Origin of the sequence: Synechococcus sp. O70.2 (assembly GCF_047462135.1) — a bacterium.
GTDB lineage: Bacteria > Cyanobacteriota > Cyanobacteriia > Thermostichales > Thermostichaceae > Thermostichus.
Genome location: NZ_JANSIS010000001.1, coordinates 243,351 through 268,576, shown reverse-complemented (window position 1 = coordinate 268,576; position 25,226 = coordinate 243,351). Strand labels below are relative to the sequence as shown.

Sequence of the window (25,226 nt, the reverse complement as noted above, 5' to 3'; positions counted from 1 at the left end):
CACTAGGGCAGGTGAGGTTCCGTCCCACTAGCGCAAACGGTAGCCCTACCCTTGGCCATCCGACTACAGACCTTCTGGAGCTAGGCGGCCTCAGGCTCCGGCAACACCTTCAGCACCACCAGGGTGGTATCGTCCACCGGCATAGGTCGCAGGGAAATTTCCTCCCGGAACAGGAGCTCTAGCTCCACCGCTGGCTCTGGGACAACAAAGTGGACTCCCTGGCGGCCTCGGAAAGCATCCATCTGCGCAAAGAGACTTTCCAGGATCTCCTCTGGCGACTCGTAGCAGCTGGCAGCCCGCTGGATAGCATCCATTAGACCGGCGGTCTCCAGCCGCTCCCCGCGGGTATTGGCAACCTCAATATAGCCATCGGTGTAGTAGACTACAACATCTCCTGGCTGCAGTTGCACACAGCTTTCTGAGTATTGGCTGTGCTCCTCCAAGCCAATCAGCGCCCCTTCCGTATCCAAAGGCTGAATCTCGCGGGTGCGGGCCTGCCACCAGAGGGGAGGGTTGTGGGCGGCGTTGCCAAAGCACAGGCGACGGGAGCAGGGATCGTACTCCGAGTAAAACAGGCTGATAAAGCGACTGGAGTGTTTGAGATCGCTGTACATGGCCCGATTGAGATGTTGGAGAACGCGGGCCGGCGAGTGGCCGTTAAGAGCTTCTGCCCGCACCATGGCGCGGGTCATGCTCATTAGCAGCCCGGCAGGTACACCTTTGCCCATGACATCCCCAATGACAATCGCTAGGCGAGAGTCTGCGGAGGGCTCAGGCGGTTCCGCCCGGTTGCTGGCCGGCTCTGCAGAGGCAGGCCCCCTCGGGATCTTGATGAAATCGTAGTAGTCGCCCCCCACTTTGCTGGCTACGCGGCAGCGGGCTGCCAGTCGAATGCCCCGAACTTGGGGGTATTGGCGGGGCAACAGCTGGGTCTGGATGTAGGAGCCGATCTCCATTTCCTTTTCCAGGGCCATTCTGCGGCGCAAGGCTGTCCGCAGGCGCTCATTCTCGATGGCTACACCCGCTTGGTCAGCCACTAGGCGCAAAAGTTGCTGGCGAGGCTCGGTCCAGTGGTAGTTGGGCTGGCGGCTGAAGACGTACAAGCGACCCTGGACAGAGTTACGGATCAACAGCGGCGTGCCAAATAGGCGCCCATCCGGCCCCAGGCTCTGGCGCAGACGCTCGTCCAGAAGATGTTCAAGAGCTGGGATCTTCACCGCCAGGGATCCCTCTAGTTTGAGAAGAGGCTCCTGAGCAGATAGGGCTTGGGCAATCTGCTCCATCTCGGCGCGAATCTGCTCGCGGCGCTCGAGATCGAAACAGTGCAGTTGATCTAGTTGAATGGTGCCGTTGGGGTTAAACAACACCAGCGCTCCCCCGTCAGCCTCAGTGAGTTGGCTGGCCACAAAAGCCGTGAACTCCAGGATCTGGTTGAGGTTATTGAAGGAGCGCAGGGCAAAAGCCAATCCTCCCAACAAGTACAGCATCGACTGCTGGTCTGCTCCCGCTTCAGCTTTGTTGGCCCGACTGGGCAAGAGGGCTGGCGGCTCCTTCTCCTTGGCAGTACCAAGCCTAGAGCGGGGATCCTCCTGCCCTGAGCTGGGAGTGCTCGGGTCGGTTGTGGACGGCAGCGAGGCAGGCAGAACTTTGGGAGGAAGCAAGGAGTCCGACCAGGACAAACCTGCTCGCCCGGCGGGCGGCTGGGCCGGTAAAGCTTTTTGCGGGCTGTGCTCCTCCATGGGGAAGGTAGAGCCAATCCCTCAGCAACATAACGATGCAGTCTAGCAAAGATAGCACAGGCTCTACCCCGTCTTCTCCCCAAGGCTCTGCTTGAGTTAATGTTGTCGAGGTCATTGGCGGCTACGCCCTTCTGGGCTGACGGGATCCCTGACACACCTCTCGGTAGAGCTGTTCCAGGCGGCTGAGGTTGTGGCTGAGGGTGTAGCGCTCCAGAACCCGTTGGCGGGCTTTCATTCCCAGCAGTTGGGTAAACTCCCGCTGATCCCGCAAGAGGGGCAATAGCGTTTGCAGCTCCACCGTCACTCGGCTTGGATCCAACAGGATCCCGGCTCCGTCCGCCAGAACCTCGCCATCGGCGCCGACGTCAGTGGCCACCGCCGCTACCCCACAGGCCATCGCCTCCAACAGCGACAAAGACAGCCCCTCGATCAAGGAGGGGAGAATGAACACGTCGGATCCCCGCAAGATCTCAATGCGCTCCTGCTCGTCGGCAACATAGCCCAGCCAGTAGATCCCGTGCTGGCGGGTGTAGAAAGGCTTGAGGGTATTGAGCAGGGGTCCATCCCCCACAATGAGCAGGCCGCACTTTTCCCCCATTTGAGCCTGCTTCCAGGCTTTGAGCAGGGCCTCGACATTCTTTTCCGGCGAGATCCGCCCTTGGTAGACGAAGACCCGCTCTAGCCCTAGCCGCTGCTTGAGGGTGGAGGGCCCTGGCGAATACTTGTCAACATCGACGCCATTGGGAATGACCACCACCTGCTCGCTGCCCACCCCCAGTTTGACCAGGACCTGGCGCTGCGTTTCCGAGAAGACGATGGTGCGATCGTAGTGGGCCAAACAGGGGGCATAGAGCTGATAGGCCAAGTATTGGGTGCGGGAGGCGATGTTGCGCCGCCGTCGGTCAAAAGCTGGGTGGAAAGTGGCCACTAGGGGCTGGTTGAGCTCAGCACAGATCTCGGGCAACGCAAAATCAATGGGCGAAATGGTCAAAGAAGCATGCACCAAATCCGGCTGCAATTCCCGCAGGGCTTGCTCCAGCAGCCGCCGGGCGTTAGGAGCCGGGATCGTGTAGATCTGCGACTTGTAGAGACAGGGCAGAGAGACATCCCGCCCCTCCAGCTCGGCACGCCAGTTGCTCCCCGGACGGGATCCCCCCTCAGCGGCGGCCTCTTCGTTGGTGAAGTGGAAAAAGCTCACCTGATGGCCCCGCTCCAAAAGGCCGTTGGTTACCTCGCGGCTGTAGGTGACGTTGCCACAAAAGGGTGTTTTCTTGCCTATCCAGGCAATGTGCATGGGTGGATCCCTACGCTGCTAGAACGGTTAAACCTCCCATAAGGTTAGCAGACGCGGATCCCCCCTCTGCTTGCTGCCTGGGCATGGGAAAGCTAGCAGCAGCCCGACAGCAGGACGGCGCGTGGCTATGGGGCTGCTCCTAAGCTCTGCCTTGCCCTGCCGTCAGCGGCGCGGAGGGCTTGGGGAGGCCGGCACCGCTGCTGGGAAGGAGCAACCTAGCTAGAGCTGGCGAAGAAGTCAAGCCTCTCTATTCAACAAACTCCAGAAGTACATTCCTGCCGACGCATTTAAGACTGCCAGGGCAAGAAACGTCCAGGAAAGGCCCAGATAGGTTTCCGCTACCCCTGTCAACACCAGCGGCAAGCTGAGGGCAATGTTAACGGCATTGTTGAGCAACCCAAACACCTTGCCCCGCAGATGTTCAGGAGTTTCCTCCTGGAGCAGAGTTTGCATCGGCACCGCCACCAAAGCCCCTCCACAGCCCAGCAGGGCAATCCAGGCTAAGCTGGGAAACAGCTTCCTCTCTGTCCACGACAAAGCCACCAGTGCTAGAGACAGCAGGAGGGATCCCAGCCCGCTCCAGGCCCGACGGCTTACTCCTCGGCCTATGTGTCCTACCCAAAAGGCGCCAATCCCCATGCCTAGACCGGCAGCAGCCAGCAACACTCCAAACTGATCGGCTTCCAGCTCCGCCATCACCTCCGCCATCCGCACTGCCAAGACCGCCAGCGCCGCAAACAGCGAGTAGAGCACCACCATCTGCAGCAGGGCTGCGCGGACCAGGGGCATTTGCCCGATGTATTGCAGGCCTAGCTTGAGATCTTCCCAGAGATGGGGGGCTTCCCAGGAGCGGGGCTCTAGCTTCTCGTGAGGTTGCAACAGCAGCAGGAGGGATCCCGCCAAAAGGTAGGCTCCCCCCACCAACAGCTCTGGCCCCACCTCCCAGCCGGGCAACCAGGTGCGCACCCAACGCTCCGCCAGCGTCAACAGCGGCTCGCCAATGGCAAAGCCGACAACCAGCGAAGCCATCATCGTCGTGGTGTAAAGGGAGTTGGCCGCCAACAGCTCCCGCCTGGTCAGGATTAGCGGCAGAGTGGCCTGTTCGGCAGGGGCAAAAAACTGGGTCAAGACAGAGACGGCAAAGCTAATCAGCAGCAGCCCGCCAAAGCCCAAAGGGATCCCTGGCCAAAGGTCACGCCCCGCCGTCAGCCAGAGCAGCAGCGGCAGCAGCAGCACTAGGATGCCGCGCACCACGTTGGAGAGCACCAGCACGGCCTTCTTAGGCCAGCGATCCACGAATACCCCTGCCAAGCTGCCCAACAACACTGCCGGCAGGGTAAAGGCCAGCATAACCGCCGCTACCCAGCCGCTGATGGAAGCCCCCTCTGGCTGAAACCGCTTGGAAGTCACCCCAATTAGCAGCACCAACAACACCTTGTCGGCCAGCTGGGAAAACACCTGCCCCATCCACAGCAGCAGGAAATTGCGTTGGCCCAGCACAGCCGCGAAGTTTCCCAGGCCTGTCCCTGAGAAAGGGGGATCCGCCTGTTCTAGCTTCTCCGTTGGGCTGTTCTCTTTGGGATCCTCGGGAGGCGGCTCTGGCAAGGGATCCCCGGCTGGGCCCCCTGGCAAGCTAGAGGCAGGGCTTGTTATCGGCTCAAGGGGAGAACCCAGCTCCTCTGACTTCAGCGTCTCCATAGCCGCTGTTGACACTAAGTAGAGCTCCGCTCCCTCTTGCAGCCAGTCCCTTCGTTGTTCCCAAGTCATGGTGCCCCCGCCCAGCCTATCTCCCTCCCCCACCTTTCCTGCTGCCCGACAGCCTTGCTGCTGCTGGAGCGGGAGAGGTGCCCTAATCTTAAATTTTGACCTAGCCTGCAATCAAACCCGCCTCTCCGGCCACCTTTAGGGCAGCTTACCCCTCGCTGCCCAGCTTGTCCTTCTGGGCGCAGCAAGGTGCCAAGGCAGCAATGGGGACAAGCCTCTCAGCTTTCCGACAACGACAGGGAGCGCAAGGGATCCGGAATCGACTCACTGGGGGCCACAAAGCTGCCCTTTTCCACAAAGCCAAGGCGCACCGCCAGCCAGCGAATGAAATTCTCGTTAGTCGAGACCACTGCCCCCAGCGGCTCCTTCAACTTGTTGCGCAGGGGTTTTAACTCGGGAGCTTCCATGAAAGCTGGCTGGGGCACCCAGTGGAAATCAATGGGGCGATGCTGCTCCGCGTAATGTCGCCGACGCTCCTCCAGCACCTCCTCCAGAGGTTCAGACCGCAAAAAATCTAGACTGCCAACGATGAAGTGATAGGTAGTGGGCTCAGTGGCAGGCATACTTTCGGAGCTTTCCTACTGCGAAAAGGATAGAACCTAGCTGCCAAAGTCCAGCTTCTTAAATTCAGCCAGTCAGTGGGTGGCCTTGAGCAGATAGGGGGCCGGGTCGCGAGAGCTACAGCGGGGCTGACAGGCCTCCAACTGCTGGAGGACAGGCAACCGTGCCATCACCTCCTCAGGGGGCATAGGGTGTTCTGCTGCCTGCTTGAGGGTAGCAAGAGCCTGCGCTGCCCATTCCCGTGCCCAGGGGGGAGTTGAAGGAGTCTCCCCCTGCTCCAACAGCTCCTGGCAGAGGGCTGTCGACCGTTCCAAGTCGCCACTGCCCTGATAGGCTATGACCAGGGCCACTCGAGCCAGAGCACATTCCTCTGGGTCTAGCTTAGGACGGCTGCGTTCCCTCTGGCGCGGCGAGCTTCCTTGAATCGAGCAGCAGTAGCAGAAAGACTCAAGAAGGTTGATCGCCTCTAAGTAGCGCTCCTGCTTCAGTGCAGTGATGCCGGCACGGAGGGATCCATGCGGAGGAGACATGAGCCTAAGTAAAGAGATGAACGCTAGCCACCTTCCCGTCCATGGTCTTGGTGGCCTGGCTTCGTATCAAGTTTGGTGCCTGCTACTACTATACCCCTAGGTAGACTACTGCGAATCTCTTCTTGAGCTTTTGGCAAGGGCGCTCAACTCTTACGGGCCAAGAGGTAAGTGCTAACGTAGTGGGTTTCTCGGCGCAACACCTCACAGCCTGCCCGCTGCAGGCGCGCTCCCAGATCGTCGCGGATGTAGTCGCGGTAGTAGGGCTCGTGGAAGGTTTGCGCAAAAGCTTCCATCGTCTCCTCCAGCTCCGGCGAATCCAGCAGCTGCACCGAGTCGCAGACGACAACCACGCCCCCTGGCTTCACCACCCGGCTGATCTCGTTGATGACGTTTTGCCGAACCGGGCCAGGCAGCTCGTGGAAAAGAAAAACGCTGACAACTGCATCGAAGAAAGCGTCAGCGTAGGGCATGGCCTCGGCGTTGGCGCGAATAAGCTGCGGCAGCTCCCCGGGCAACTCCTGCAACAGCCGGTTGGCCTTGCGCAGATAGGCAGGAGAAAGATCCAAGCCATACAGCGCCGCCTTGGGCAGGGATCCCCGCAAAAGGCGCAGCATCCGCCCTGTGCCACAGGCTACGTCGAGGATGTGGGGAGCAGATAGGTTGGGATCGAGGGCATCCTTGAGCAGGCGGATCACCCGTCGCCGCATCGCATCCGCCGTACCCCCAAACAGCAACTCCACCTGCAAGTCGTAGAGCTCAGCCGAGCGATCGCTCAGGTAGCCGTTGGTTTGGTAGTGGAAGTTCTGAAGGTAGTATTTTGGGTAGCCCTCTGTGGAGATGTCTGGAGAAAACTCTTGGTAGCGCCGGCCGTGTACCCGTCGGGCAATCTGGGGCAGTTCCAACCACACCGCTGGGTAATAGCGGGCAAAGTCCAGCCAGGGGTTGTCGAAGAGAAGCGCGTGAGGGTAGTAGCCTGCTTCCGCATCTTGCCAATCAACTTCTAGAAGTCGCTCGTAGCGAGCCCGCAACTCCTGCAAAGTAGCTGCGCTCACCTTCACCCGCTCCCGCGGTGGCAGAGGCTTGCCGGAGACAAAGCTCTGCAGCTCCCTGAGGGCAGAGAGCATCAGTTCGGCAGCTTGGGTGGAGAGAGCCTTGTGGGCAAAGCCGAAGAGGTTTTTGCCCCACTGAAAGGCACGGTAAGCAGCCTCCCCCACCGGCGATGGGATAGGCAGCGACAGCTCGGGGCTTAACTGGAAGCTCATGACCCTGCCAGTGCAAACGGGTTCTTAACGTTTGTTTACAATGCGATAGTAGATTATAGCAAGGCGGCCAGGGTGGGCCGACAACCGCTAGGCGGCAAGAGAAGCCGGCAAATTGGATCCCTGAGCACAACCTCCGCCAAGCAGGAGAGTACTCTAATGGTGGGTTTCCACTTGCCTCCTGAGCTCAAGGAAGGGGCAGATCAGGCTGAACTGATGGGAAAAGCCATGACGACCAAAACGGTGTTGGTCATTGACGATAGCATCATGATCCGCAAGATGGTGGCCAGCATCCTGGCTGACCATTTCCAGGTGCTGGAGGCTAAAGACGGACCGACGGGCTTGGAGGTCGCCAAAAAGCATCACCCCGACCTGATCCTGCTGGATTTTGTCATGCCCAAGATGGATGGCTACGACACCCTCCAAGCCATCCGCCGCGAAGACAGTCTGAAAAATACCCCCGTTATCATGATGTCGGGGATGAAGGAACAAGTAACGGCCCGCATCCCCGAGCCTTTTGTCGACTTCGATTTTATCGAAAAGCCGTTTGAAGCGGAGACTCTTCTGGCTCAAATCCAAAAGGCCCTGCAGGTGACTCCTGCAGCGGCAGCGGAAGCGGGATCAGAAACCAACACCCAGTTGCTCTTGAACAAGCTCACCGCCATCGAGACGCTGCTTATCCAAGGTACGGAAAACCTGATCCAGCGGGAAGTAGTGACGCGGCTTGCCAACCTCAACCAGCGCCTAGATCGTCAGGAGTCTCACAGCGCTAACCTAGAAGAGCAAATCCGTAAGCTCACCAGCGAAGTGGAACGGCACAGCCAGGGCTTAGCCCTAATCGTCAAAGAGCTGCGGCATATCCGTAAACTGTTGGGGGGTCTTGATGGCTGAGCAAAGCTTTGAGCGCGCCTACCGACACCTGGATGCGGTGACGGCCCTGTTCGTGGCGGTGCTGCTCATCTCCAACATCGCCTCGGCCAAGATCGTGCTCTTGGGGCCCTTTACCTTCGATGGCGGCACCATTCTTTTCCCCCTCAGCTACATTTTCGGCGACATCCTCACCGAGGTCTACGGCTATGCTCGCTCGCGGCGGGTGATCTGGCTGGGGTTTTTCTCGGCAGCCCTGATGTCCGTGACCTTGATGATTGTGGGATCCCTGCCGGCAGCCCCTGATTGGCCCCACCAGGAAGCCTACGACCAGATCCTCGGCCTTACCCCCCGCATTGTGCTGGCCAGTCTAATTGCCTACTGGAGCGGCAGCTTTGCCAATGCCTATGTGCTGGCGCGCCTGAAGGTGTGGACCCGGGGACGCTGGCTGTGGACGCGCACCATCAGCTCGACCCTGGTGGGCCAAGCGGTGGATACGGGCCTGTTTATTCTCATCGCCTTCTGGGGGGTGTTCCCTGGTCTTATGGGCCTCATCGTCTCCAACTACGTGTTCAAGTGTGCCGTTGAAGCAGCCTGTACTCCCCTCACCTACGCCATTACCGGCTGGCTGAAGCAGCAAGAGCAGGAGGACTACTTTGACGTGGCAACGGACTTCAACCCTTTCCGAATCCAGGTTGTATCCAAATAAAGCTGCTCCCTTGCCAGGCGGGCCAGAGGGAGGGGCCCCAGTTTTGGTATAGTCAGATCCTATCTACCCTGCTGCCGGTGCGCAGTGAGTAGTCGCCCGCTGTTGCTGGGAGCTTTTATCCAAAACAGAACCTTTGGGAGGGATCCGTAAAGATGATGCTCATTTTCCAAATCGCTCTGTTGGTGCTGGTGCTCTACAGCTTGCTGTTGGTGGTGGCGGTGCCGGTGCTCCTTAGCTCGGCCAGCGACTGGAGCCGGGCCAAGAATGTCCTTTTGGTGGGATCCCTGCTCTGGGTGCTGATGGTACTCGGGGTGGGGGTACTTAGTTTCTTGAAGTGATCCCTCCAGCGGGATCCTTCGACACCCATCCCCCAAGCTTCTGGATGTTGTAGGGCATTAGGGCGGCGAAAAAACTGCGCATTCCCGCACCCGACTGAGCTCTGGGCGCTCTCGTTAGAAGGGCTCTCCTCTGGTCCTTGATTCACTGGACAGTCAGCCACTTTGTGGCATGACCAACCTCCTGTCTTGACGGAGATGGGCTGAGCTAGTAGGCTTGCGAGTACATCTTTTCTGGTAGGCCCTTTGCCTAGGCTAAAGTTGGCTCCGTCTTTAGCCGGTGTGCCTTATGGGGGCAAGGAGCACCTACCTGCAGCTTGTGGGGAAGTGACGCCTGTGGAGATCCCTCTGGCGGGGGGTAGGCTCTGCCATTAGCTACGGGTCGTGGAAGCAGGGAGAAAGCGTCAACCTGGAGCAAAAGTCCGCTTTTGTCCAGCGTTGTATAAGTCTTTCAGAGCGGATCTCACCCCCTTACAATAGACAGCAACTTGATTCCATCTTCATGGCCTTGCTGCTTGCTCGGTCGGCAGCAGGGGGTACTTGAGTCGAAGTCTTTCGGGAAGCTTGGGTGTTGAGAGCGGTGAAGTATTCCCAGAGTCTTTGCTTGCCTTGGCTGGGGGCAAGGTTGGCTTTGGCAGGCCTAGTGGGATCCCTGCTGTTGCTCCCTTCGGCAAGGGCGCAGTCGGGCTTTGTCATCACTGGCAGCGAGGGGGTGCCTGTCCTCAGCTATCGGCTGGATTTTCGCGGCATTCGCGGCCGGCTGGATCGCTATCGCCTGAAGATCCCACCCCAAAATGTGGCAGTGGCAGAGGTGCAGATCAAGGCGGATAGCAATTTCGATGCCGTCATCGACCCGAAGAATGTGCGCCTAGAGGCGGAGGGCAAGCCGGTGGAGCTGGCGGAAGTGTACTGGAACGAGGAGTTTCGCTCTTTGGAGGTGGTAGCCCGTCAACCCATTGCCGCCGGCCAGGAGATCCGCTTGGTGCTCTCCAATGTGCGCAATCCCTCCGCTGCTGGCATCTACCGGGTAGAGGCGCGGGTGCGGGGGACAGAGCCCAACCCCCTCTTCCGCAAGGTGGGCAACTGGCTGATTACCATCGACGATCCCGAGCGGCTCACGTTCTAAGGGGAACTCTCCTCCGGACGGCAGCCTGGTCTATCGAGAGAGACGGTCTTTGGTGCTGGCCGACATCTGGTATCCCAATTGGTGGCAGGCCCTGATCTTGGGCATGGTGCAAGGGATCACCGAGTTCCTGCCCATCAGCAGCACAGCCCACCTGCGGGTGTTTCCAGCTTTGCTGGGCTGGCCAGATGCGGGAGCTTCGTTTGCGGCGGTGATCCAGCTGGGCAGTCTGGGAGCAGTGTTGATCTACTTTGCCTCTGACCTGCGCCAGTTGCTCCTTGGCTCCTGGAGGGCTTGGCAAGAGCGAGACTTCCAGCAGGAGTCTTGGCGGCTGCTCATGGGGATCCTGGTGGGAACGTTGCCGATTGGGGTGGCCGGATGGGCCGTCAAGGCCATTTGGGGATCCCCGCCCCGCCAGTTGTGGGTGATTGCTGCTGCCGCTATTGGCTTGGCCCTGGCTTTGGGCTGGGCAGAACGGGTGGGGAATCGCCGGCGAGGCCTAGACAGCCTAGGCATTTGGGACGGGATCTGGGTGGGGCTGGCCCAGGCCTTGGCTTTGATCCCAGGGGTATCCCGCTCCGGCGTGACGCTGACGGCGGCTCTGCTGCTCGATTTGCAGCGCTCGGCTGCCGCCCGCTACTCCTTCTTGCTGGGAATCCCCGCTCTCTTTTTGGCCGGGGTGGAAGAGTTTGTCTCCGAGTTCAGAACAGAGGCGCTGCTAGCGCAGGGGCTGGGGGCGCTCTCGGCCTTTGTCTTCTCCTACTGGTCCATCGATTGGCTCATTCGATTTTTGCAGCGCAGCAGCACCTGGCTGTTTATTGTCTATCGGATTAGTTTTGGCCTGTTCATTTTCTTGGGGCTGGCGCTGGGGTTCTTGCAACCTTAGACCGACTTCTGTCCCCGCAGAATCTGCAGCGCTTTGGGCAGGTGCTCCGCTAGGTGGACTGGATCCACCCCCGTCGGACCCCGCTCCCCCACCAGCTGGATAGCTGCCTGGGCATGCCACCACACCCCGGCACAGGCGCAACTCAGTAGCTCTGAGATCCCCATCGCCTGACCCAGTTGGGCCCTTCTGCGCGCCACTAGTCCACCAATTAAGCCAGTTAAAACATCGCCGCTGCCGCCGCGAGCCAAAGCTGGTGTGCTCTCCGGGTTTACCCAGCATTCCCCTGTGGGAGAGGCGATGATCGTCCGTGCCCCCTTCAAGACCACCACCGCCCCACTCTGGGCTGCTGCCTTTTGGGCTGCCTCGAGGCGATCCTCAAGCGAGATCCCAGGAAAAAGCCGGCGAAATTCCCCCAGGTGCGGGGTGAGGATAGCTTGGATCCCGTTTTCTGGCAGGCGCTCCACCCCCATCTCCGCTAAGGCATTGAGGCCATCGGCGTCGATCACCCAGGGGATCCCGGCCCAATCCCGCAGCAAGATCTCCAAAAGCAGCTGGCGGGTTTCCCCAAGGCCCGGCCCCACCGCCACCGCCTGGAAGGGCTTCTCAGCCACTGGGGGCAAAGAAGGGATCCCTTCCCAGTGGTGCACCAACACCTCTGGCAAAGCGCTGTGGATCAGCTCCTTCAACTCCGCCGGCGCCACTAGGGTTACCATGCCCACGCCGCTGGCGCGGGATCCCAGGCCGGCCAACACTGCCGCCCCGGCATAGGCCGTCGAGCCTGCTACCAGCAGCAGGGATCCCTGGCGGTACTTGTGGGTGTCCAAGGGCGGGTCGGGGGGGAAATGGGGCCAGGGTTGCAGCAACAACTGGGGAACCGCCTCCGCCGGGCAGGCCCAAGGGGGGATCCCAAAATCAATGCGACGCAGCTGTCCTACCCAAGGCAGAGCTGCCTCCTGCCACAGGCCCCGCTTCCAGAGGCCCAGGGCATAGGTATGGCTGGCGCGGATACAGCAGCCCCAGATCTTGCCTGTCTGGTCGTTGAGGCCAGAGGGCAGATCCAGGCTGAGGATGGGAATGCCGCTGCCGTTGGCCCACTCCACTGCCTTCGCCCAGGGATCCCCCAGGGGTCGGTTTAGGCCAATGCCAAACAGGGCGTCAATCAGTAGATCGCAGTCGGCCAACTCCTCCAGCCGATCCACAAACTCCGCCCCCAGCGCCCTGAGATAGCGAGCGTGGTCGGCAGTCAGGGGCTTGAGATCATCCGGCTTGCCCAGCCAAACCTTCACCTCCTTTTGGGCCAGCCGCAGCTCTCGTCCAACCACCAAGCCGTCGCCGCCGTTGTGCCCTGTGCCGCAGAGGATGCCAATGCGCTGCGCATGGGGGAAATCCTGCCGCAACTGGGCAAAAACGGCCAGGCCCACCTTTTCCATGAGAGCGGCCACAGGCATGCCGGCAGCGAAGATCTGCTCCTCGAGGCAGCGCATTTGGGCCGAGCTGACTAGGGCAGTGGAGGGGTCAAAGAGGGGCAGGGCGCCGCGCCGCTGGGGCGAATGGGGCTCTGTCATCGCAGTCATGGCTGAGGGGGACTTAGGGAGCTTAGCTCGATCACGTTCCCGTCGGGATCCCGAACAAACAGCGCCGCTCGCCCGGAAGCGCTTGGCTGCACCTCGTAGCCTGCCTGCAGCAGGCGGGCCTTTACCGCTTCCAGGTCTTCCACGCCCAGCGCCACATGGGGAAGGCGCCCCCACTTCGCCTTGCTGCCCCCACTGGCTGGCTGCCCTTGGTCAAGCGGCTCCTCAGTAACAATCAAGTGAATCTGAGAGGAGCCCACCTGGTACCAAGCGCCGGGAAAGTCAAAGGGAAACCGCTCTGCTTTGGGGAGGCCGAGCACCGTCCCGTAGAAATGCTCAGCCCTGGCCAGATCGCTAACCCAAAGGGCAGTATGTAAGTGCTGATAGGCAGGCATGACGCTAGGTCTTAATGAAGTTCTTCTCTGAGGGTCTGTTCCGCCTGTGCGCTAAGTTGGAGCTAGGGCAACGAGTGTTTGGCCTTGCCCAGGGGTTGGTCTATGGGATCCCGCACCAAGTTTTTCGGCACTGTCCTGGCCATGCTGGCCGTCAACAGCATCTATATGCAGTTGCAGCAGCTTGCCCTGCGGCTAGAAGAAAAAGTGAAGCCAGCTCCCTCAGAGCAAGCCTCTCCAGAGCCTCAGAGCAACGCGCAGCCGCCGGATCGCTGAGAGCCTCTGGCCCAAGTTTTCCGGAGGGTGCAACTGGCCAGGGCCGGCTTTGTCGGGATCCCCTAGAAGCCGGCTGGTGCTTTGCAAAGGGGATCAAACTCCGTACCATAGAGGAGCAGGCTCCCCTGTTTTGCGGTTTACACCTTGGGTACTCACCATGACTCAGCCCTCAGCAGCCTCTGGGCAAAAGCCGATCGTTGTCGCCCCTTCTATTCTTTCAGCCGATTTTAGCCGCTTGGGGGAAGAAGTGCGGGCAGTGGACGAGGCAGGAGCCGACTGGATCCACGTAGATGTGATGGATGGCCGCTTTGTGCCCAACATCACCATCGGCCCGCTGGTGGTGGAAGCGCTGCGCCCGGTTACGGCCAAGCCTCTGGATGTCCACCTGATGATTGTGGAGCCGGAGAAATATGTGGCCGACTTTGCCAAGGCGGGGGCCGACATCATCTCCGTTCACGCCGAGTCCAGCTCCACCATCCACCTGCACCGCACCCTCAGCCAAATCAAGGATCTGGGCAAACAGGCAGGTGTGGTGCTCAACCCGGCCAGCCCTCTGGAGCTGATTCAGTACGTGCTGGATCTGGTGGACCTGGTGTTGATCATGAGCGTCAACCCTGGCTTTGGCGGCCAGAGCTTCATCTCGGCGGTGGTGCCCAAGATTCGCCAGTTACGGGCCCTGTGCGACGAGCGGGGCTTGGATCCCTGGATCGAGGTGGATGGCGGCATCAAGGCCAGCAACGCCTGGCAGGTCATCGAGGCGGGGGCCAATGCCCTGGTGGCGGGCTCAGCCGTATTCAAGGCCAAGGACTACGGGGAAGCCATTCGCGCCATTCGCCACAGCCGCCGCCCCGAGCTGGTGACGGTTTAGGGCTTTCTTCCCGTAGGCCGGCAACGCCGCAAGCAGCCTCAGCTCAAGCCCTAGCCCGCGCAAAGCTTTAGCGCAGAGCGGCCGTCTTCTTCTGGGCAGCGGCAGGGGAGGCACCTGCTTCAGCTTGACCTAGGCAGTGAGGAGGCGCAGAGGGGGGAACAAGCGGCTGAGGCGAGGTAGGGCTGAAAAAAACCTGGCAGAAGGGCAGGCGGCTGTTGCGCTGAATGTCGGCAAGGTAAGGGGGAGGGATGGTGCCCCAGTAGGCCCTTAGGACATGCTGGTCGGGATCCTCTGGCAGCACCTGGTAGTGCAACATTAGGCGGTTATCGGGAAACCAGGCGCGAACAAGCCTTTGCAGTTGCCTGAAATTGAAGCCTGGCTCTTCCGGATTGTAAATGAGGTGCATCCCCACTAGCCGCCCGCCCATGAAGTAGGCCTCTACATAAAACCCACGGGCATAGAGGGGGGGCTCTGAGGGATCCCGCGACGGAGGGGCATCCGGCGGATAGAGGGCCTCACCGCCCGGTCGCAGTTGCCAGCGGCTCCAGCGGGGATCCTCTCGGTCGCTGGAAATAGTCTCCCAGTTGTTGGCGTGGGCGTAGCCTAAGAAGCGCTCCTCCACCATGCCTAGATAAAGCATCTCCATCTGCAAGGAGGGTCGAGCCCGCGTTTGCAACAAGGGCAGAGTGCGCACTTCTCCTTGCTTGAGCACCAAAACTTCCGCCAGGGCTGGACAAGGTTTCCACGCCAGCAACGCCGCTAGGACCCCTGCCCCAACTGCCCAGCCCAGGTAGCCGAGACCAGGCTTGACCCAGGCAAGCAGCCATGGGGCTAGCCTCGGGAGCTGGAGAGACAGCCTAAGCTGAGTGTCCAACCCAACAAAAGCTAGAACGTAAGATGAGATCACCGCAATTTCAAAGAGCCCAAAGCTGTTAGGAAGTCTATTCTAGCCACAGAGCTAAAGCCTTTTAGAAATTTTGTTGCCTTGCATAAATTTTTGCAGGTTCTGAATGTCTGCCACCCAGTACAACAAGTAACACTTCCGGCATGGTAACTCCAGGCCTAATTGTTATTGCCGGCCCCACCGCCACTGGCAAGTCACGTCAGGCGCTGCTGCTGGCCCAGCGGCTGGGATCCCCTCTGCTGAATGCCGACTCTCGCCAGGTCTACCGGGAGTTCGACATCGGCACTGCCAAGCCTACCCCCGCTGAGCGGGCCCTCTGGCCGCACGAGTTGATGGACTTTGTGGATCCCCGCCACACCTACACCGTGGCCGAGTTTCAGCAGGCGGCCCAGTCGCGCATTGCCGAGGCCCATCGGCAGGGACAGACTCCCATTCTGGTAGGGGGGACGGGGCTCTACATCCAATCCATTACCGCAGGGCTGGGGATCCCGGCAGTTCCGCCGCAGCCCGAGTTGCGCGCTCAACTAGAGACGTGGCCGCCCGAGATCCGCTACGCCTGGCTGCAGCAGTTGGATCCCGTTGCCGCCGAGCACATCCATCCCCATGACACGGTGCGCACCCTGCGGGCTTTGGAGATCATCTACACCACCGGCAAGCCAGCTTCCCGCCTGAGGCAGGCCCATCCTCCCAGCTACCCCATCCTCATCTTGGGGCTGCGCTGCCCAATGCCCCGTCTGGAACAACGCATTGCTCGGCGCACGGCAGAAATGCTGGCAGCAGGCTGGATTGAGGAGGTGAAAACGCTGCGGGAGCGCTACGGGCCAGACCTGCCCCTCTTACAAACCTTGGGCTACGCGGAGATTGGCGCCTACCTAGAAGGGCGGATCCCAGAAGCAGAGCTGCAGCCTTTGATTGTGCGGCGCACCCGCCAGTTTGCCAAGCGGCAGATGACCTGGTTTCGGGCCATGCCAGGGATCCAATGGCTGGACTGCGAGGCCGAGGATCTGCCGGAGCAAATCTGGAGCCGGGTTACGGCGTGGATGGCCGCTCAGACCAGCGCTGAAACCAGTCCTGCCGTCGCTGCGCGTCCGCCCGCCGATCCGTAAGGATCTCCAACACCCGCACCCCCTGGGTCGGCAAGGGATCCAAGGCTTGGGCCAGCTCCTCCCAGGTCTCTATCCGCCGGTGGGGGATGCCATGGGCCTGGCAGAGGAGGGCAAAATCCACGGCCTGGGGGGTGGCAAAGTAGGGCTCAAAGGGAGGGTTGGGCTCCTGGCGACCCGCCTTGGCAATGGGCAAGAGCTCAAAGATACCGCCCCCCTGGTTGTTGATGAGAAGAATCGTCAGGGATCCCTGAAGGCATTGGGCAAGACGCAGGCCACCGCAGTCGTGCAAAAAGGCCAGATCCCCGGTCAGCACCACCGTCGGGCGCTGGCGATGGGCCACCCCAAAGGCGGTCGAGAGGATGCCGTCGATGCCGTTGGTGCCGCGGTTAAAGTAAGGCCGGATATGGCGGTCGTTGGGTGGCCAAAACCACTCCACATCCCGCACCGGTGTGCTGTTGGCAATAAATAGCGGCGTCTCCGGCGGCAGGTGATGGGCCAGCCACCAGGCAATCTTGCCCTCAAACCACTCCGGCAGAGCTGCCAGCAGCCGATCCAGCTCAACCCGAGCTTTTGCTTCCGCCTGCAGCCAGGCTTGCAGAAAAGCGGTTGTTTTGGCTTTGCCTGCCGGGATCCCTGCCGCCACCTCCTCCACGGCAAAGGGCAAGTGGGTCGTGGAGTTGTGGAGAGGATCGGCGTTCTGGGGCCGAGGGTCGAGTAGCCAGGTGCGGGGTCGGGCTTGGGCCAGGGCTTGCCGCAGGGCCTTGCTGGTGGGCAAGGGTCCCAGTTGGATCACCTGCTCTGGCCAAAGATGGGGCTGCTCTCCCTGGAGGAGAAAATCGTAGGTGGTGATGAGGTAGGGGTTAAGGGAAGCGTAGTTGCGCAGGGGGGAAAGGCCTTCTGCCAACACCGGCCAGCCCAGGGCTAGGGCCAGACGGGCCACTGCCTCAGCGTAGGCGCGGGGATCCGCCGCTTGGGCCGGCCCTGCCAAGATCGCTCCCCGCTCACAGCTGCACCACTCCTGCCAAAAGGAAGCCCTCTCCATCTGAAGACTGCCCCGCAGCGCCTGGCAGGAAGATCCGGCCGGAGCAACCCCCCGAAAAAAGCTCTTCTCAAACTCCAGATTTTTCTGCCAACGGGCCAGGGGCGCGGTGCTGCTGTCAGCAATGGGAGCCAAGGGCTCCCGCAAAGGCACGTTGAGGTGCACTGGACCCGGGAAAGGGTAGAGGGCACGCTCCCAGGCGTGAATGACGGTCTGGCGCAGGTAGGCCAGAGCTTCTAGGTCGGCGCTGGGCAGGGCTAGCTCCGCCTGCCAGTTGGGGTAGTGGCCGTAGAGCTTCACCTGGTCGATGGTCTGCCCGGCGCGGCAGTGGCGCAGCTCCGGCGGCCGATCCGCCGTCAAAACCAGAAGTGGCCAACCACTTTCTGCCGCCTCGATGAGAGCGGGGAAAAAATGGGCGCCGGCGCTGCCAGAGGTACACACTAGCGGGATGGGCTGCCGCAGCTGCTGGGCCAAGCCAAGGGCAAAGAAGGCCGCCGACCGCTCATCCAGCACCGGAATGGCCTCGATCTCAGGGTGCTGCGCCAGAGCATAGGTGAGGGGGGCAGAGCGGGATCCCGGACACACCACCGCCACCCGACAGCCCAGCCGGCTCAAGGTCTCGGCCAAAACGGATCCCCAGAGGGTGTTGAGGTTGCGCCAGTCCAGCCGTTGAGGGCAAGGCGTGTCAGCCATTCCAGCCACAAGAGGTAGCGGGAAAGAACCCAAAATGGGCACATCCTGTTACTGTAGGCCCATCGACCACCCCGGGGAAGCCCCCTCTCCTATCCACCGCTTGTTATGGCCTCCTGCCGACAGGAGGAGCCGGAGGTTGGTCAAGTTTCTCGAAGGGGGGAATAATGTTTATCGACCTTTGCTGCAGCCAAGCAGGAGCGCCCATGCCCAGAAAACCCGATGGCTACCTCGTTCACATCATGCTGGAAGGGGGTCAGACCCTGCAGGTACGGGTCAAGGAAGCCAGAGAATACACAGAGCTGATCAACCAACTGATGGTGGGTGGGGACGAGTTCATCACCTTGCCCAAGCAAATGGACAATGAGTACATGATCGTGCGTCCCCAGCGGGTGGCCGGTGTGTCGGTGGAGGCAATCTACAACTCCAGCGTTGGTATTGACTTGTAGGAATCCCAAGAGCCAAGCCAGGGATCGCGCCCGAAGCCCCCAGCCTTGAAGCTGGGGGTGCTAGGGAGGCTTTCTACAGACTTAGATTTAGGATTGCAAGGCCGAGAAGACTATTTCTCCGGTGGCAGGAGGACTTTGTCAATGACGTGGATAATGCCGTTGGAGGCTTTGAGATCGGGGGTTGCCACCTTGGCGTCGTTGACCCGGATCCCATCCTTGATAGAGATCTCCACCGGCACTTCAGCAAGGGTAGTCACCTTACCGGCCTCTAGATTTTGAGAGAGAAGCTCGCCAGACACGACATGGTAGCTGAGCACTCGCTTCAATTTCTCCTTGTTTTCTGGCTTGAGCAAGTCGTCTAGCGTGCCTTTCGGCAGGGCCGCAAAGGCTTCATCAGTAGGGGCAAAAACGGTGAAGGGGCCCTCCTCAGAGAGCGTCTTCACCAGGTCAGCAGCCTCCAGGGCTTTGAGCAAGGTGGTGAAGGAGCCAGCCTCAGTGGCAACATCCACAATGGTTTTGGCTTTTTGGGCAGGAGCCGCAGTCTTCGCGCTTGCAGGCGCTGGGCTAGGGCTGCTGGCATGGACTCCAGGAGCCACAGCCAACACTGTGGCCGAGGCAACGGCTAAAGAGAGCGTGAAGAGCTTGCGAACCATGGAATGTAACCCTCCGTAAAGAGTAGGTTTACACTCTTTACGACGGACAGCCTCTGGCTCGAGTTCCTTACTTCCCGTGGTGGAGCTGCTAGCTGTTTAGGCGTTGCCTCTGCGGCTTGCCGAGGGATCGCCGCCGCTTTCAGCTGGGTTGGGACTGGTCAAATCGTTAAGGCGGCGCAGGATCCCCCATCCCTGCAGGGCTTCCAAGAGGGCCTCCCGCACAACGGCCACGGTTTCTTGGTCAAGGGCCAGGCGCAGATAATCCACTGCCAGCCGAGTTTGTTCGGGATCCAGATGGGGCAGGCGGCTCTGCAGCCGGCGTACCCCCAGCAGCCGCCTGTAGGGATCGGGGGAAGCAATGTCGCTAAGATCCCGCTCCCATTGAGAACGCTGCCGCTCTTGCCGGCGGCTGAGCCACTCCCAAAACAGCAGTGACAGCAAGGCAAAGGTGGCTAGCCCCTGCACAATGGCGCCCGTGGCCAGCCAGCGCTGGTTGGCTTCTGCCCAGATTGAGACTGCAAGGTAGGTGCCAAGAGTGGCGGCTGCCCCGCCCGCAACGGCTAGCAAAAGGGAGCGATTGGCTTGGCGAAACCAAGCTTGCCACTCCTGCCAGCGGCGGCTAAACTCAGGGCTGCAAGCCGCGTACACCCCTAGCATCACCCCAGTGCCCACTGCTAGGGAAAGGGCCAGGCGCCAGTGCCAAAAAGCTAGCCCCGCCAACGCCAAGCCTGACACCGCCAAAACCCGCCCCTGCGATCCCCCCAGCAGCCACCCCGCCGCTTGAGCTCCCCTTTCCTCTGCCCCTTTCTGAACCTGCTGAAGATACTCCTGCCAGGATCCCTGGCCAGAAGAGGGGCGACTGGATCCCTTCTTCACCGCTGGCAACTCTCCCAACTTTTTCTTTGCCAAGACAGGTCAACGCTTTTTCACAATCATTATGCTCTGTCGGCAGAGCGGAGATAGGCTTTCCACCCCTGAGCTTGCAACTGGGCATTTTTCTCCTGCACAGCCTGCTTGAGGTTTTCCCGGTAGGCAAGCACCCGCTGTAGCAGTTCAGGATCCCCGCTGGCTAGGATCTGCACCGCCAAGAGACCGGCGTTATAGCCGTTGCCAATGGCTACGGTAGCCACGGGGATCCCCTTGGGCATCTGCACTATCGAATACAGGGAGTCCAGCCCCTGCAGGGATTGGCTGAACACCGGCACCCCGATGACTGGCAGAGGGGTAAGGGAGGCTACCATCCCCGGCAGATGGGCCGCCCCGCCAGCGCCGGCGATGATGACGCGGATGCCGCGGGTGTGGGCGCTGCGGGCGAACTCCAACATCGCTTCGGGGGTGCGGTGAGCGCTGAGGATCTGGAGGAGATAGGGGATCCCAAACTCCTCGCACACCTGAGCGGCGGGGGCCAAGGTGGGCAGATCCGAATCGCTGCCCATTACGATGGCGACAAGAGGGGAGTCTTCCATGGCTTGCTGGCCCGTCGTAGCCGATCCATAATCGCATAGCCCAGCCCTGTCAAAACCGGGGGGGGCTCAGCCAGCAGCAGGGTGGCTGCCCCTTCGTCCAAGCGGCGCAGGCTGGCAAAGAGAGCCCGCGCTGCCGCGGCGGGATCAGGCCCCAGGCATTCAAAGGTCAGCGCAACTCCCGCCCAGTGGTGGGCAAAGCTCTCCGCCAGCGCCTGGGCATCGGCTGAGAAACTGAGGACGCCCAGGTGGGCATGTTCAGCTGTCTCCTGCCGCAACCGCTGCCACTCCTCAGGGCGGAGCTGGTCAAAGGCAACGGGCAACAACCAGAGGGGCTTGGTGGGGGCGTAGTGGCTGCTGAGCCCTCCCGGTGCTTCGGGCCTTAGGTTGCTGTCCGGTGCAGTCTGGAGGGGCAGGCCGAGATGAGCTTCCAGCACTTCCCGCGGGATCCCGCCAGGGCGCAACAGCGTGGGCGTGCCGTCAGGGCTGAGCTTAAGCACGGTCGATTCCAAGCCCACGCTGCACTCTCCTCCGTCCAAAATGTAGGGGATCCGCCCCGCCAACTCGGCATAGACCGCCTGGGCGGAGGTGGGGCTAAGGCGGCCAAAGCGGTTGGCGCTGGGGGCAGCTAGAGGCACCTGAACTGCCTGCAGCAAAGCCTGGGCCACGGGGTGGGCAGGCATCCGCAGCGCCACTGTAGGCAAGCCACTGGTGACGAGATCCAGCACCCGGGGTCCCTTGGGCAGCACCAGCGTCAGCGGGCCCGGCCAGAAGGTGTCGACAAGGGATCCCAGCCGAGCGCGGGCGGCGGCAGTAAAAGCCGACAGATCCACCAGCTCCCCGTCCAGCGCCTCAAGGCAGACCCCAGCTGGCAGGTGCAAGATCAGGGGATCGAAACGGGGGCGCTCCTTGACAGCAAAGATGGTGGCCACCGCCTGTTCGTTGAAGCCGTGGCCCGCCAGGCCGTACACCGTCTCCGTAGGCATGGCTACCAGTTGACCTTGCCGCAGGGCTTCAGCGGCTAGGGCAAGGTGCTCGGGGGTGGGGGGAAGAATCTGCGTTGGCATTGGGCAAGCTGGGGATCCCCTTCCTACCTCCATTGTCAAGCCAGGGGGAGGGCAATGTCTCCTTCTGCAGCTCAGCGCTTGCTCTCTTCCTCCACGTGGGTGTGCAGCACCCTGCCGCGTAGGGTCTTGCCCAGCCAGGGAGTGGCCTGCGAGTGGGAGCGGAGCGTGGCTGCCGAAACTGTCCAGGTATGGGTTGGATCAAAGAGCACCCAATCGCTGCCGGGCTCCAGGCTGGGCGGCTCCAACCCCAGGCAGCGGGCCGGGTAGAGGCTAAGGGCCGACCAGAGCTGTAGCGCCGTCAGCGCTCCCGTCTCCACCAAGTTCTGCCATAGCAGCGGCAGGGCCAGCTCCAGACCCATGGCCCCAGGGGGTGCGTCGGCAAAGGGCAGGGTCTTCTCCTCGTAGGTGTAGGGGGCATGATCGACGGCAATGCCCAGGCTACCGCTGCGGATCCCGGCAATGAGGGCCTCCCGGTCGGCGGCACGGGGAAGAGGAGGCAGTAGGCGCAAGTTGGGATCGTAGCCGCGCTCGAAGACAGCTTCCTCCGACAGGAGGAGGTGCATCCAGGTGGTACTGGCGGTAACCGGCAGCCCCTCTGCCTGCGCCTGCTGGATAAGCTCCAGGCTGCGGGCTTGGCTGAGGCGCATCACATGCACTGGCGGCGGCGAGGGAACGCTGCGCAGCACTTCCAGGAGGCGGGCTAGGGCGGCGGTCTCGGCACTGGCTGGGATGCCCTTTAGCCCCAGGCGCAGAGCCCATACCCCCTCGTAGAGACTGCCCGAACCACCTAGGGTGGGATCCCAGGCCCAAACCAGCAGGGGCTTGTTCCAGGGCCGCAAGTACTCCAGAGCTTGTCGCACCAGGGCCAGGGAGCGCAGCGACTCTGCTCCCCCAAGCCGGGCCACAAAGCCAATGGCTCCAGCGCGGGCCAGCTCTCCCCAAGGGCTGGGAGCTTCTTCCCGGCCACCCAAGCTCAAGGCAGCCCAGGGCAGCCAGCGAGGATCCCCAGGCCGGCGACGATAGCGACCTAGCTGCTCTGGCTGATCCAGCACGGGAAAGGCTGCTGTCCCCGCAAGAGGAGTGGGCAGCAGGCCAACTTGGGTAAAGCCGCCTGCCCGCGCCGCTGCTGCCAAGGAAGTGAGAGTCTCGCGGCCAGCGGAGAGGCCATTGTCTTCCAGCTCGCCACTAGAGGTGTACAAATCGATCAGGCCTGGGCCCAGCACCCAGCCGGCGGCGTCCAGACGGGGGATCTTGGCGGGGATTGCCGTTGCCTCGACAAGCAGGAGGCGGCCCCGACGTAGCCAAACGTCAGCCACGCCGTCGCGCTGGCGGCAGGGATCCAACAGGCGTACCCCTTGGAGGCAAATGTCTGGCAAACCCAGGTCGGCAAGGAGAGGGGATCCCATCTCTTACCCCCTAGAGAGCGCCCGCCGTGGTGCAGTCGAAAATCTGGCCGGACAGGTGGGTGGTGAGGTTGAGCACTCTTAAGACTGGGGCACCCTCCTTTCCTTCCGGGTAGTCGATGACGGTAATGCCGCCATTGCCTTGCTTGAAGATCCAAAAGGCATGGGGAGAAAGGTCGAACAACTGGCAGATGATGGCTTTGTTGATGGCATCATGGGCTACCACCACTGCCGTACCTTCAGGAAACTGAGCAGCAGTAGTGGCCAAAATTTCTTCCCAGGCTGAGCGGGTGCGGGCCCAAACTTGGTAGAGATTTTCCCCGTTGGGCATCTGCACAGCCGCAGGATCCCGCTGCCAGCGCTCCAGCTCGCCGGGGTATTGGGCCTCCACCTCGCTCTGCAGCTTGCCCTCCCAGTCGCCGTGGCAGATTTCTTGCAGCTCCACCATTGGACGCAGAATGAGGTTGGGGTGGTAGCGGCAAATGGCATCAGCAGTAGCCCAGGGCCGCTTGAGGGGGCTGGAAAAGGCTAGATTCAGCGGCTGATCCGCCAGAAATTCGGCTACCTTGGCTGCCTGCTCCTCGCCGGTGGCGTTGAGGGGGATATCCCGCTGCCCCTGGAAGCGTTGCTCCCGGTTCCACTGCGTCTCTCCATGGCGCACCAGCAGAATGCGCATCCCCTGCTTGCGCTGGGGCAGGGATTGGCCCAGATGGGCGGTGATGTTCCAGGATTCCAGTTGGGGTGGCCCCCCCAGGCCCTGGGGAAAGTTGAGGACGCTAATGGCACAGTTGTTTTGCCCCAGGCGGTGGTAGTGGACTGGCCCCAAGCCAATGGCCGTGCTGACCAGGGCACGGTTGAGGCCGCTGTGGCCGACGATAAGAACGTTGAGGGGATGCTTAGGATCCTTCCCTCGCTCTGAGCGGGGATCCGCCTGCACCTGCTCAGCCAACTGTTGCCAAAAGCCCTGGGCTTGCTGCCAGAGATCCCGCACCGGAAAGCGTCCCCCTAGCTCCAGCTCCTCGGGATGGTACCGCCATCGGGAGTACTCTTCTGGGTACTTTTCCTTCACCTCGGCAAAGGTCAGGCCTTCCCACTCCGTTAGGTCAATCTCCCGCAGCTGCTCGCTAATCAACAAAGGGACCCCCGCTCGCTCCTTGAGAAGAATGTGGGCAGTGTCGAGGGCGCGGGAGAGAGGGCTAGAGTAGACGTAATCCAAAGGGATCCCGGTCAGGGCCTCAGCTAGCCGTTGCGCCTGCGCTTCTCCACTGGGGGTGAGGCGAGAGAGATCGGAGCGACCTTGGATGCGATTTTCGACGTTGAAGGTGCTCTCACCGTGGCGCACAAGCAGGATGCGCAGGGCAGGCTGAGCCATCGTTTGCACCGGTTGAACTCGAGAACACCTTACTAGAGTATCGCCTAGAGCCCTGCTGTGGGGTTTGGCTGGCCTCCCTAGAGATGAGCCGCTCACAAAGGGGTAAGCCGCGCTAGGAAAGCCCCCTCCGCCTCCTGGTAGAGAATTTGTCCTTGCCAGCCGTTGGCGTGGGCATAGTGCAGCAGGGTTTCTGGGTCCACAAAAAGCCAGGGGAAAGGATCCCCGCGCCGGCCGTTGTACTCAGCCACAAAGTTCACTACCTTGGTTTCTGCTTTCCCCCCCTCTAAGTCCCTAGGAACGGTCGGCTCTGGATCCTGCAGCAGATCCTCCAGACGCGCCGAGTCGCCCTCTTCGCTGAAGTCGCTGAGCTCGGTAGAGTCCACAAGCAACTGGCCGGTGGGCTGAATCCAATGGCGAGCCCGGCACAAAAAACGCTCCAACCCCTCTAGGGATCCCAGGAGGCCAGCGCCGTTCATCAGCAATAGCAGCGTGTCGAAGGGCTCTTCCGGCCCTGCCCAGTGGAAAAGATCGGCAGCAATGCGGCAGCGCACTCCCCGTTCGGCCATGATCTGCAACGCCACGGGCGAGCGATCCAAGGCAGCCACGGCCAATCCTTCCTCCTGCAGCAGCAGGCTGTGGCGGCCCGTGCCGGCGCCGATGTCCAGCACCCGACCGCGACAGAGATCCAAAGCCATGGCCTCCACCTCCGGCAGCTCTTGGGTGAAGAACACCTCGGGGGAGACCACCTGGGGCTCTTCCGCCAACGGGATCCCCTCCAGGCCGTAGGCATGCAAGAGCAGGGATCCCTTGGCCTGGCCTCGGTGCCAGTCCCATAGGGCTTGCTCTAAGGGATCCTGAAGTGGGTAATTCTCGACAGCCTTTATCATGGAAGGGGAAAGCTAAACC

At 61.3% G+C, this 25,226-nt stretch carries 26 protein-coding genes; 9 read left to right on the top strand and 17 right to left on the bottom strand.

Going from position 1 to position 25,226, the window contains the following annotated elements; genetic code table 11:
- Window positions 1-80: 80 nt before the first annotated feature.
- The 6 genes from NW812_RS01240 to NW812_RS01215 all read right to left on the bottom strand — a co-directional run bounded on the left by NW812_RS01240 (window position 81) and on the right by NW812_RS01215 (window position 7,150).
- Window positions 81-1,487, bottom strand: a complete 1,407-nt coding sequence (locus tag NW812_RS01240; RefSeq protein WP_414393336.1) for a PP2C family protein-serine/threonine phosphatase — start codon at window positions 1,485-1,487, stop codon at window positions 81-83.
- Between the two features lie 373 nt (window positions 1,488-1,860).
- Window positions 1,861-3,033: a glycosyltransferase family 4 protein gene (locus tag NW812_RS01235; protein WP_414393335.1), complete on the bottom strand. Its 1,173-nt coding sequence runs from the start codon at window positions 3,031-3,033 to the stop codon at window positions 1,861-1,863.
- A 237-nt stretch (window positions 3,034-3,270) separates the two neighbouring features.
- Entirely contained in the window at window positions 3,271-4,800 is a 1,530-nt protein-coding gene (locus NW812_RS01230; protein WP_414393333.1) for an MFS transporter, read from the bottom strand.
- A gap of 215 nt (window positions 4,801-5,015) precedes the next feature.
- A complete protein-coding gene (locus tag NW812_RS01225; RefSeq protein WP_414393331.1) occupies window positions 5,016-5,360 on the bottom strand; it encodes an MgPME-cyclase complex family protein in 345 nt (114 codons plus the stop codon).
- 72 nt (window positions 5,361-5,432) lie between these two features.
- Window positions 5,433-5,888 (bottom strand): hypothetical protein, encoded by a 456-nt coding sequence (locus NW812_RS01220; RefSeq protein ID WP_414393330.1) that lies wholly within the window; start codon window positions 5,886-5,888, stop codon window positions 5,433-5,435.
- 143 nt (window positions 5,889-6,031) lie between these two features.
- The gene (locus NW812_RS01215; protein ID WP_414393328.1) at window positions 6,032-7,150 is read right to left on the bottom strand and encodes a class I SAM-dependent methyltransferase; all 1,119 of its coding nucleotides are present in this window, start codon (window positions 7,148-7,150) and stop codon (window positions 6,032-6,034) included.
- Window positions 7,151-7,222: 72 nt separating this feature from the next.
- Between NW812_RS01215 and NW812_RS01210 the strand changes: the two genes are divergently transcribed.
- The 5 genes from NW812_RS01210 to NW812_RS01190 all read left to right on the top strand — a co-directional run bounded on the left by NW812_RS01210 (window position 7,223) and on the right by NW812_RS01190 (window position 11,067).
- Window positions 7,223-8,038, top strand: a complete 816-nt coding sequence (locus tag NW812_RS01210) for a response regulator (RefSeq protein ID WP_414393326.1) — start codon at window positions 7,223-7,225, stop codon at window positions 8,036-8,038.
- Complete coding sequence (locus NW812_RS01205) at window positions 8,031-8,723, top strand: queuosine precursor transporter (protein ID WP_414393324.1); 693 nt, start codon at window positions 8,031-8,033, stop codon at window positions 8,721-8,723. The genes NW812_RS01210 and NW812_RS01205 overlap by 8 nt, the downstream gene beginning before the upstream one ends.
- A 155-nt stretch (window positions 8,724-8,878) precedes the next feature.
- On the top strand, window positions 8,879-9,061 hold the full coding sequence (psbZ, locus tag NW812_RS01200; RefSeq protein WP_414393323.1) for a photosystem II reaction center protein PsbZ: 183 nt from the start codon (window positions 8,879-8,881) through the stop codon (window positions 9,059-9,061).
- A 565-nt stretch (window positions 9,062-9,626) separates the two neighbouring features.
- A complete protein-coding gene (locus NW812_RS01195; RefSeq protein WP_414393321.1) occupies window positions 9,627-10,184 on the top strand; it encodes a DUF2808 domain-containing protein in 558 nt (185 codons plus the stop codon).
- Window positions 10,185-10,236: 52 nt separating this feature from the next.
- On the top strand, window positions 10,237-11,067 hold the full coding sequence (locus NW812_RS01190) for an undecaprenyl-diphosphate phosphatase (protein WP_414393787.1): 831 nt from the start codon (window positions 10,237-10,239) through the stop codon (window positions 11,065-11,067).
- On the opposite strand, the gene NW812_RS01185 is transcribed toward NW812_RS01190, so the two are convergent.
- Together NW812_RS01185 and NW812_RS01180 are read right to left on the bottom strand one after the other, a co-directional pair.
- The gene (locus tag NW812_RS01185) at window positions 11,064-12,641 is read right to left on the bottom strand and encodes an NAD(P)H-hydrate dehydratase (protein ID WP_414393319.1); all 1,578 of its coding nucleotides are present in this window, start codon (window positions 12,639-12,641) and stop codon (window positions 11,064-11,066) included. The genes NW812_RS01190 and NW812_RS01185 overlap by 4 nt on opposite strands.
- Entirely contained in the window at window positions 12,638-13,033 is a 396-nt protein-coding gene (locus NW812_RS01180; RefSeq protein WP_414393318.1) for a VOC family protein, read from the bottom strand. The genes NW812_RS01185 and NW812_RS01180 overlap by 4 nt, the downstream gene beginning before the upstream one ends.
- A gap of 84 nt (window positions 13,034-13,117) precedes the next feature.
- Here NW812_RS01180 and NW812_RS01175 point away from each other — a divergent pair, with 84 nt between their 5' ends.
- Both NW812_RS01175 and rpe read left to right on the top strand, forming a co-directional pair.
- Window positions 13,118-13,306 carry a hypothetical protein gene (locus tag NW812_RS01175; protein WP_414393316.1) on the top strand — a complete coding sequence of 63 codons (189 nt, stop codon included), beginning with the start codon at window positions 13,118-13,120 and terminating at the stop codon, window positions 13,304-13,306.
- Between the two features lie 157 nt (window positions 13,307-13,463).
- Window positions 13,464-14,174 (top strand): ribulose-phosphate 3-epimerase, encoded by a 711-nt coding sequence (rpe, locus tag NW812_RS01170; RefSeq protein WP_414393314.1) that lies wholly within the window; start codon window positions 13,464-13,466, stop codon window positions 14,172-14,174.
- 67 nt (window positions 14,175-14,241) lie between these two features.
- On the opposite strand, the gene NW812_RS01165 is transcribed toward rpe, so the two are convergent.
- The gene (locus tag NW812_RS01165) at window positions 14,242-14,928 is read right to left on the bottom strand and encodes a hypothetical protein (RefSeq protein ID WP_414393312.1); all 687 of its coding nucleotides are present in this window, start codon (window positions 14,926-14,928) and stop codon (window positions 14,242-14,244) included.
- A gap of 293 nt (window positions 14,929-15,221) precedes the next feature.
- Between NW812_RS01165 and miaA the strand changes: the two genes are divergently transcribed.
- On the top strand, window positions 15,222-16,184 hold the full coding sequence (gene miaA, locus NW812_RS01160) for a tRNA (adenosine(37)-N6)-dimethylallyltransferase MiaA (RefSeq protein ID WP_414393310.1): 963 nt from the start codon (window positions 15,222-15,224) through the stop codon (window positions 16,182-16,184).
- Here miaA and menD read toward each other — a convergent pair.
- The gene (menD, locus tag NW812_RS01155; protein WP_414393308.1) at window positions 16,108-17,916 is read right to left on the bottom strand and encodes a 2-succinyl-5-enolpyruvyl-6-hydroxy-3-cyclohexene-1-carboxylic-acid synthase; all 1,809 of its coding nucleotides are present in this window, start codon (window positions 17,914-17,916) and stop codon (window positions 16,108-16,110) included. The genes miaA and menD overlap by 77 nt on opposite strands.
- A 203-nt stretch (window positions 17,917-18,119) precedes the next feature.
- On the opposite strand from menD, the gene NW812_RS01150 reads away from it, so the two are divergent.
- Complete coding sequence (locus NW812_RS01150) at window positions 18,120-18,362, top strand: hypothetical protein (RefSeq protein WP_414393306.1); 243 nt, start codon at window positions 18,120-18,122, stop codon at window positions 18,360-18,362.
- Between the two features lie 110 nt (window positions 18,363-18,472).
- Here NW812_RS01150 and NW812_RS01145 read toward each other — a convergent pair whose 3' ends face one another.
- From NW812_RS01145 to NW812_RS01115, 7 genes are all read right to left on the bottom strand, one after another.
- The gene (locus NW812_RS01145; RefSeq protein WP_414393304.1) at window positions 18,473-19,015 is read right to left on the bottom strand and encodes a fasciclin domain-containing protein; all 543 of its coding nucleotides are present in this window, start codon (window positions 19,013-19,015) and stop codon (window positions 18,473-18,475) included.
- Between the two features lie 96 nt (window positions 19,016-19,111).
- Entirely contained in the window at window positions 19,112-19,924 is an 813-nt protein-coding gene (locus NW812_RS01140) for a hypothetical protein (protein ID WP_414393303.1), read from the bottom strand.
- A gap of 26 nt (window positions 19,925-19,950) precedes the next feature.
- The gene (gene purE, locus NW812_RS01135; protein WP_414393301.1) at window positions 19,951-20,481 is read right to left on the bottom strand and encodes a 5-(carboxyamino)imidazole ribonucleotide mutase; all 531 of its coding nucleotides are present in this window, start codon (window positions 20,479-20,481) and stop codon (window positions 19,951-19,953) included.
- Entirely contained in the window at window positions 20,451-21,545 is a 1,095-nt protein-coding gene (locus NW812_RS01130; protein ID WP_414393299.1) for an L-threonylcarbamoyladenylate synthase, read from the bottom strand. The genes purE and NW812_RS01130 overlap by 31 nt, the downstream gene beginning before the upstream one ends.
- A gap of 71 nt (window positions 21,546-21,616) precedes the next feature.
- Entirely contained in the window at window positions 21,617-22,951 is a 1,335-nt protein-coding gene (locus NW812_RS01125; RefSeq protein WP_414393298.1) for a dihydroorotase, read from the bottom strand.
- A 10-nt stretch (window positions 22,952-22,961) separates the two neighbouring features.
- The gene (locus NW812_RS01120; protein ID WP_414393296.1) at window positions 22,962-24,320 is read right to left on the bottom strand and encodes a histidine phosphatase family protein; all 1,359 of its coding nucleotides are present in this window, start codon (window positions 24,318-24,320) and stop codon (window positions 22,962-22,964) included.
- A 92-nt stretch (window positions 24,321-24,412) separates the two neighbouring features.
- A complete protein-coding gene (locus NW812_RS01115) occupies window positions 24,413-25,207 on the bottom strand; it encodes a class I SAM-dependent methyltransferase (RefSeq protein WP_414393294.1) in 795 nt (264 codons plus the stop codon).
- Window positions 25,208-25,226 lie beyond the last annotated feature (19 nt).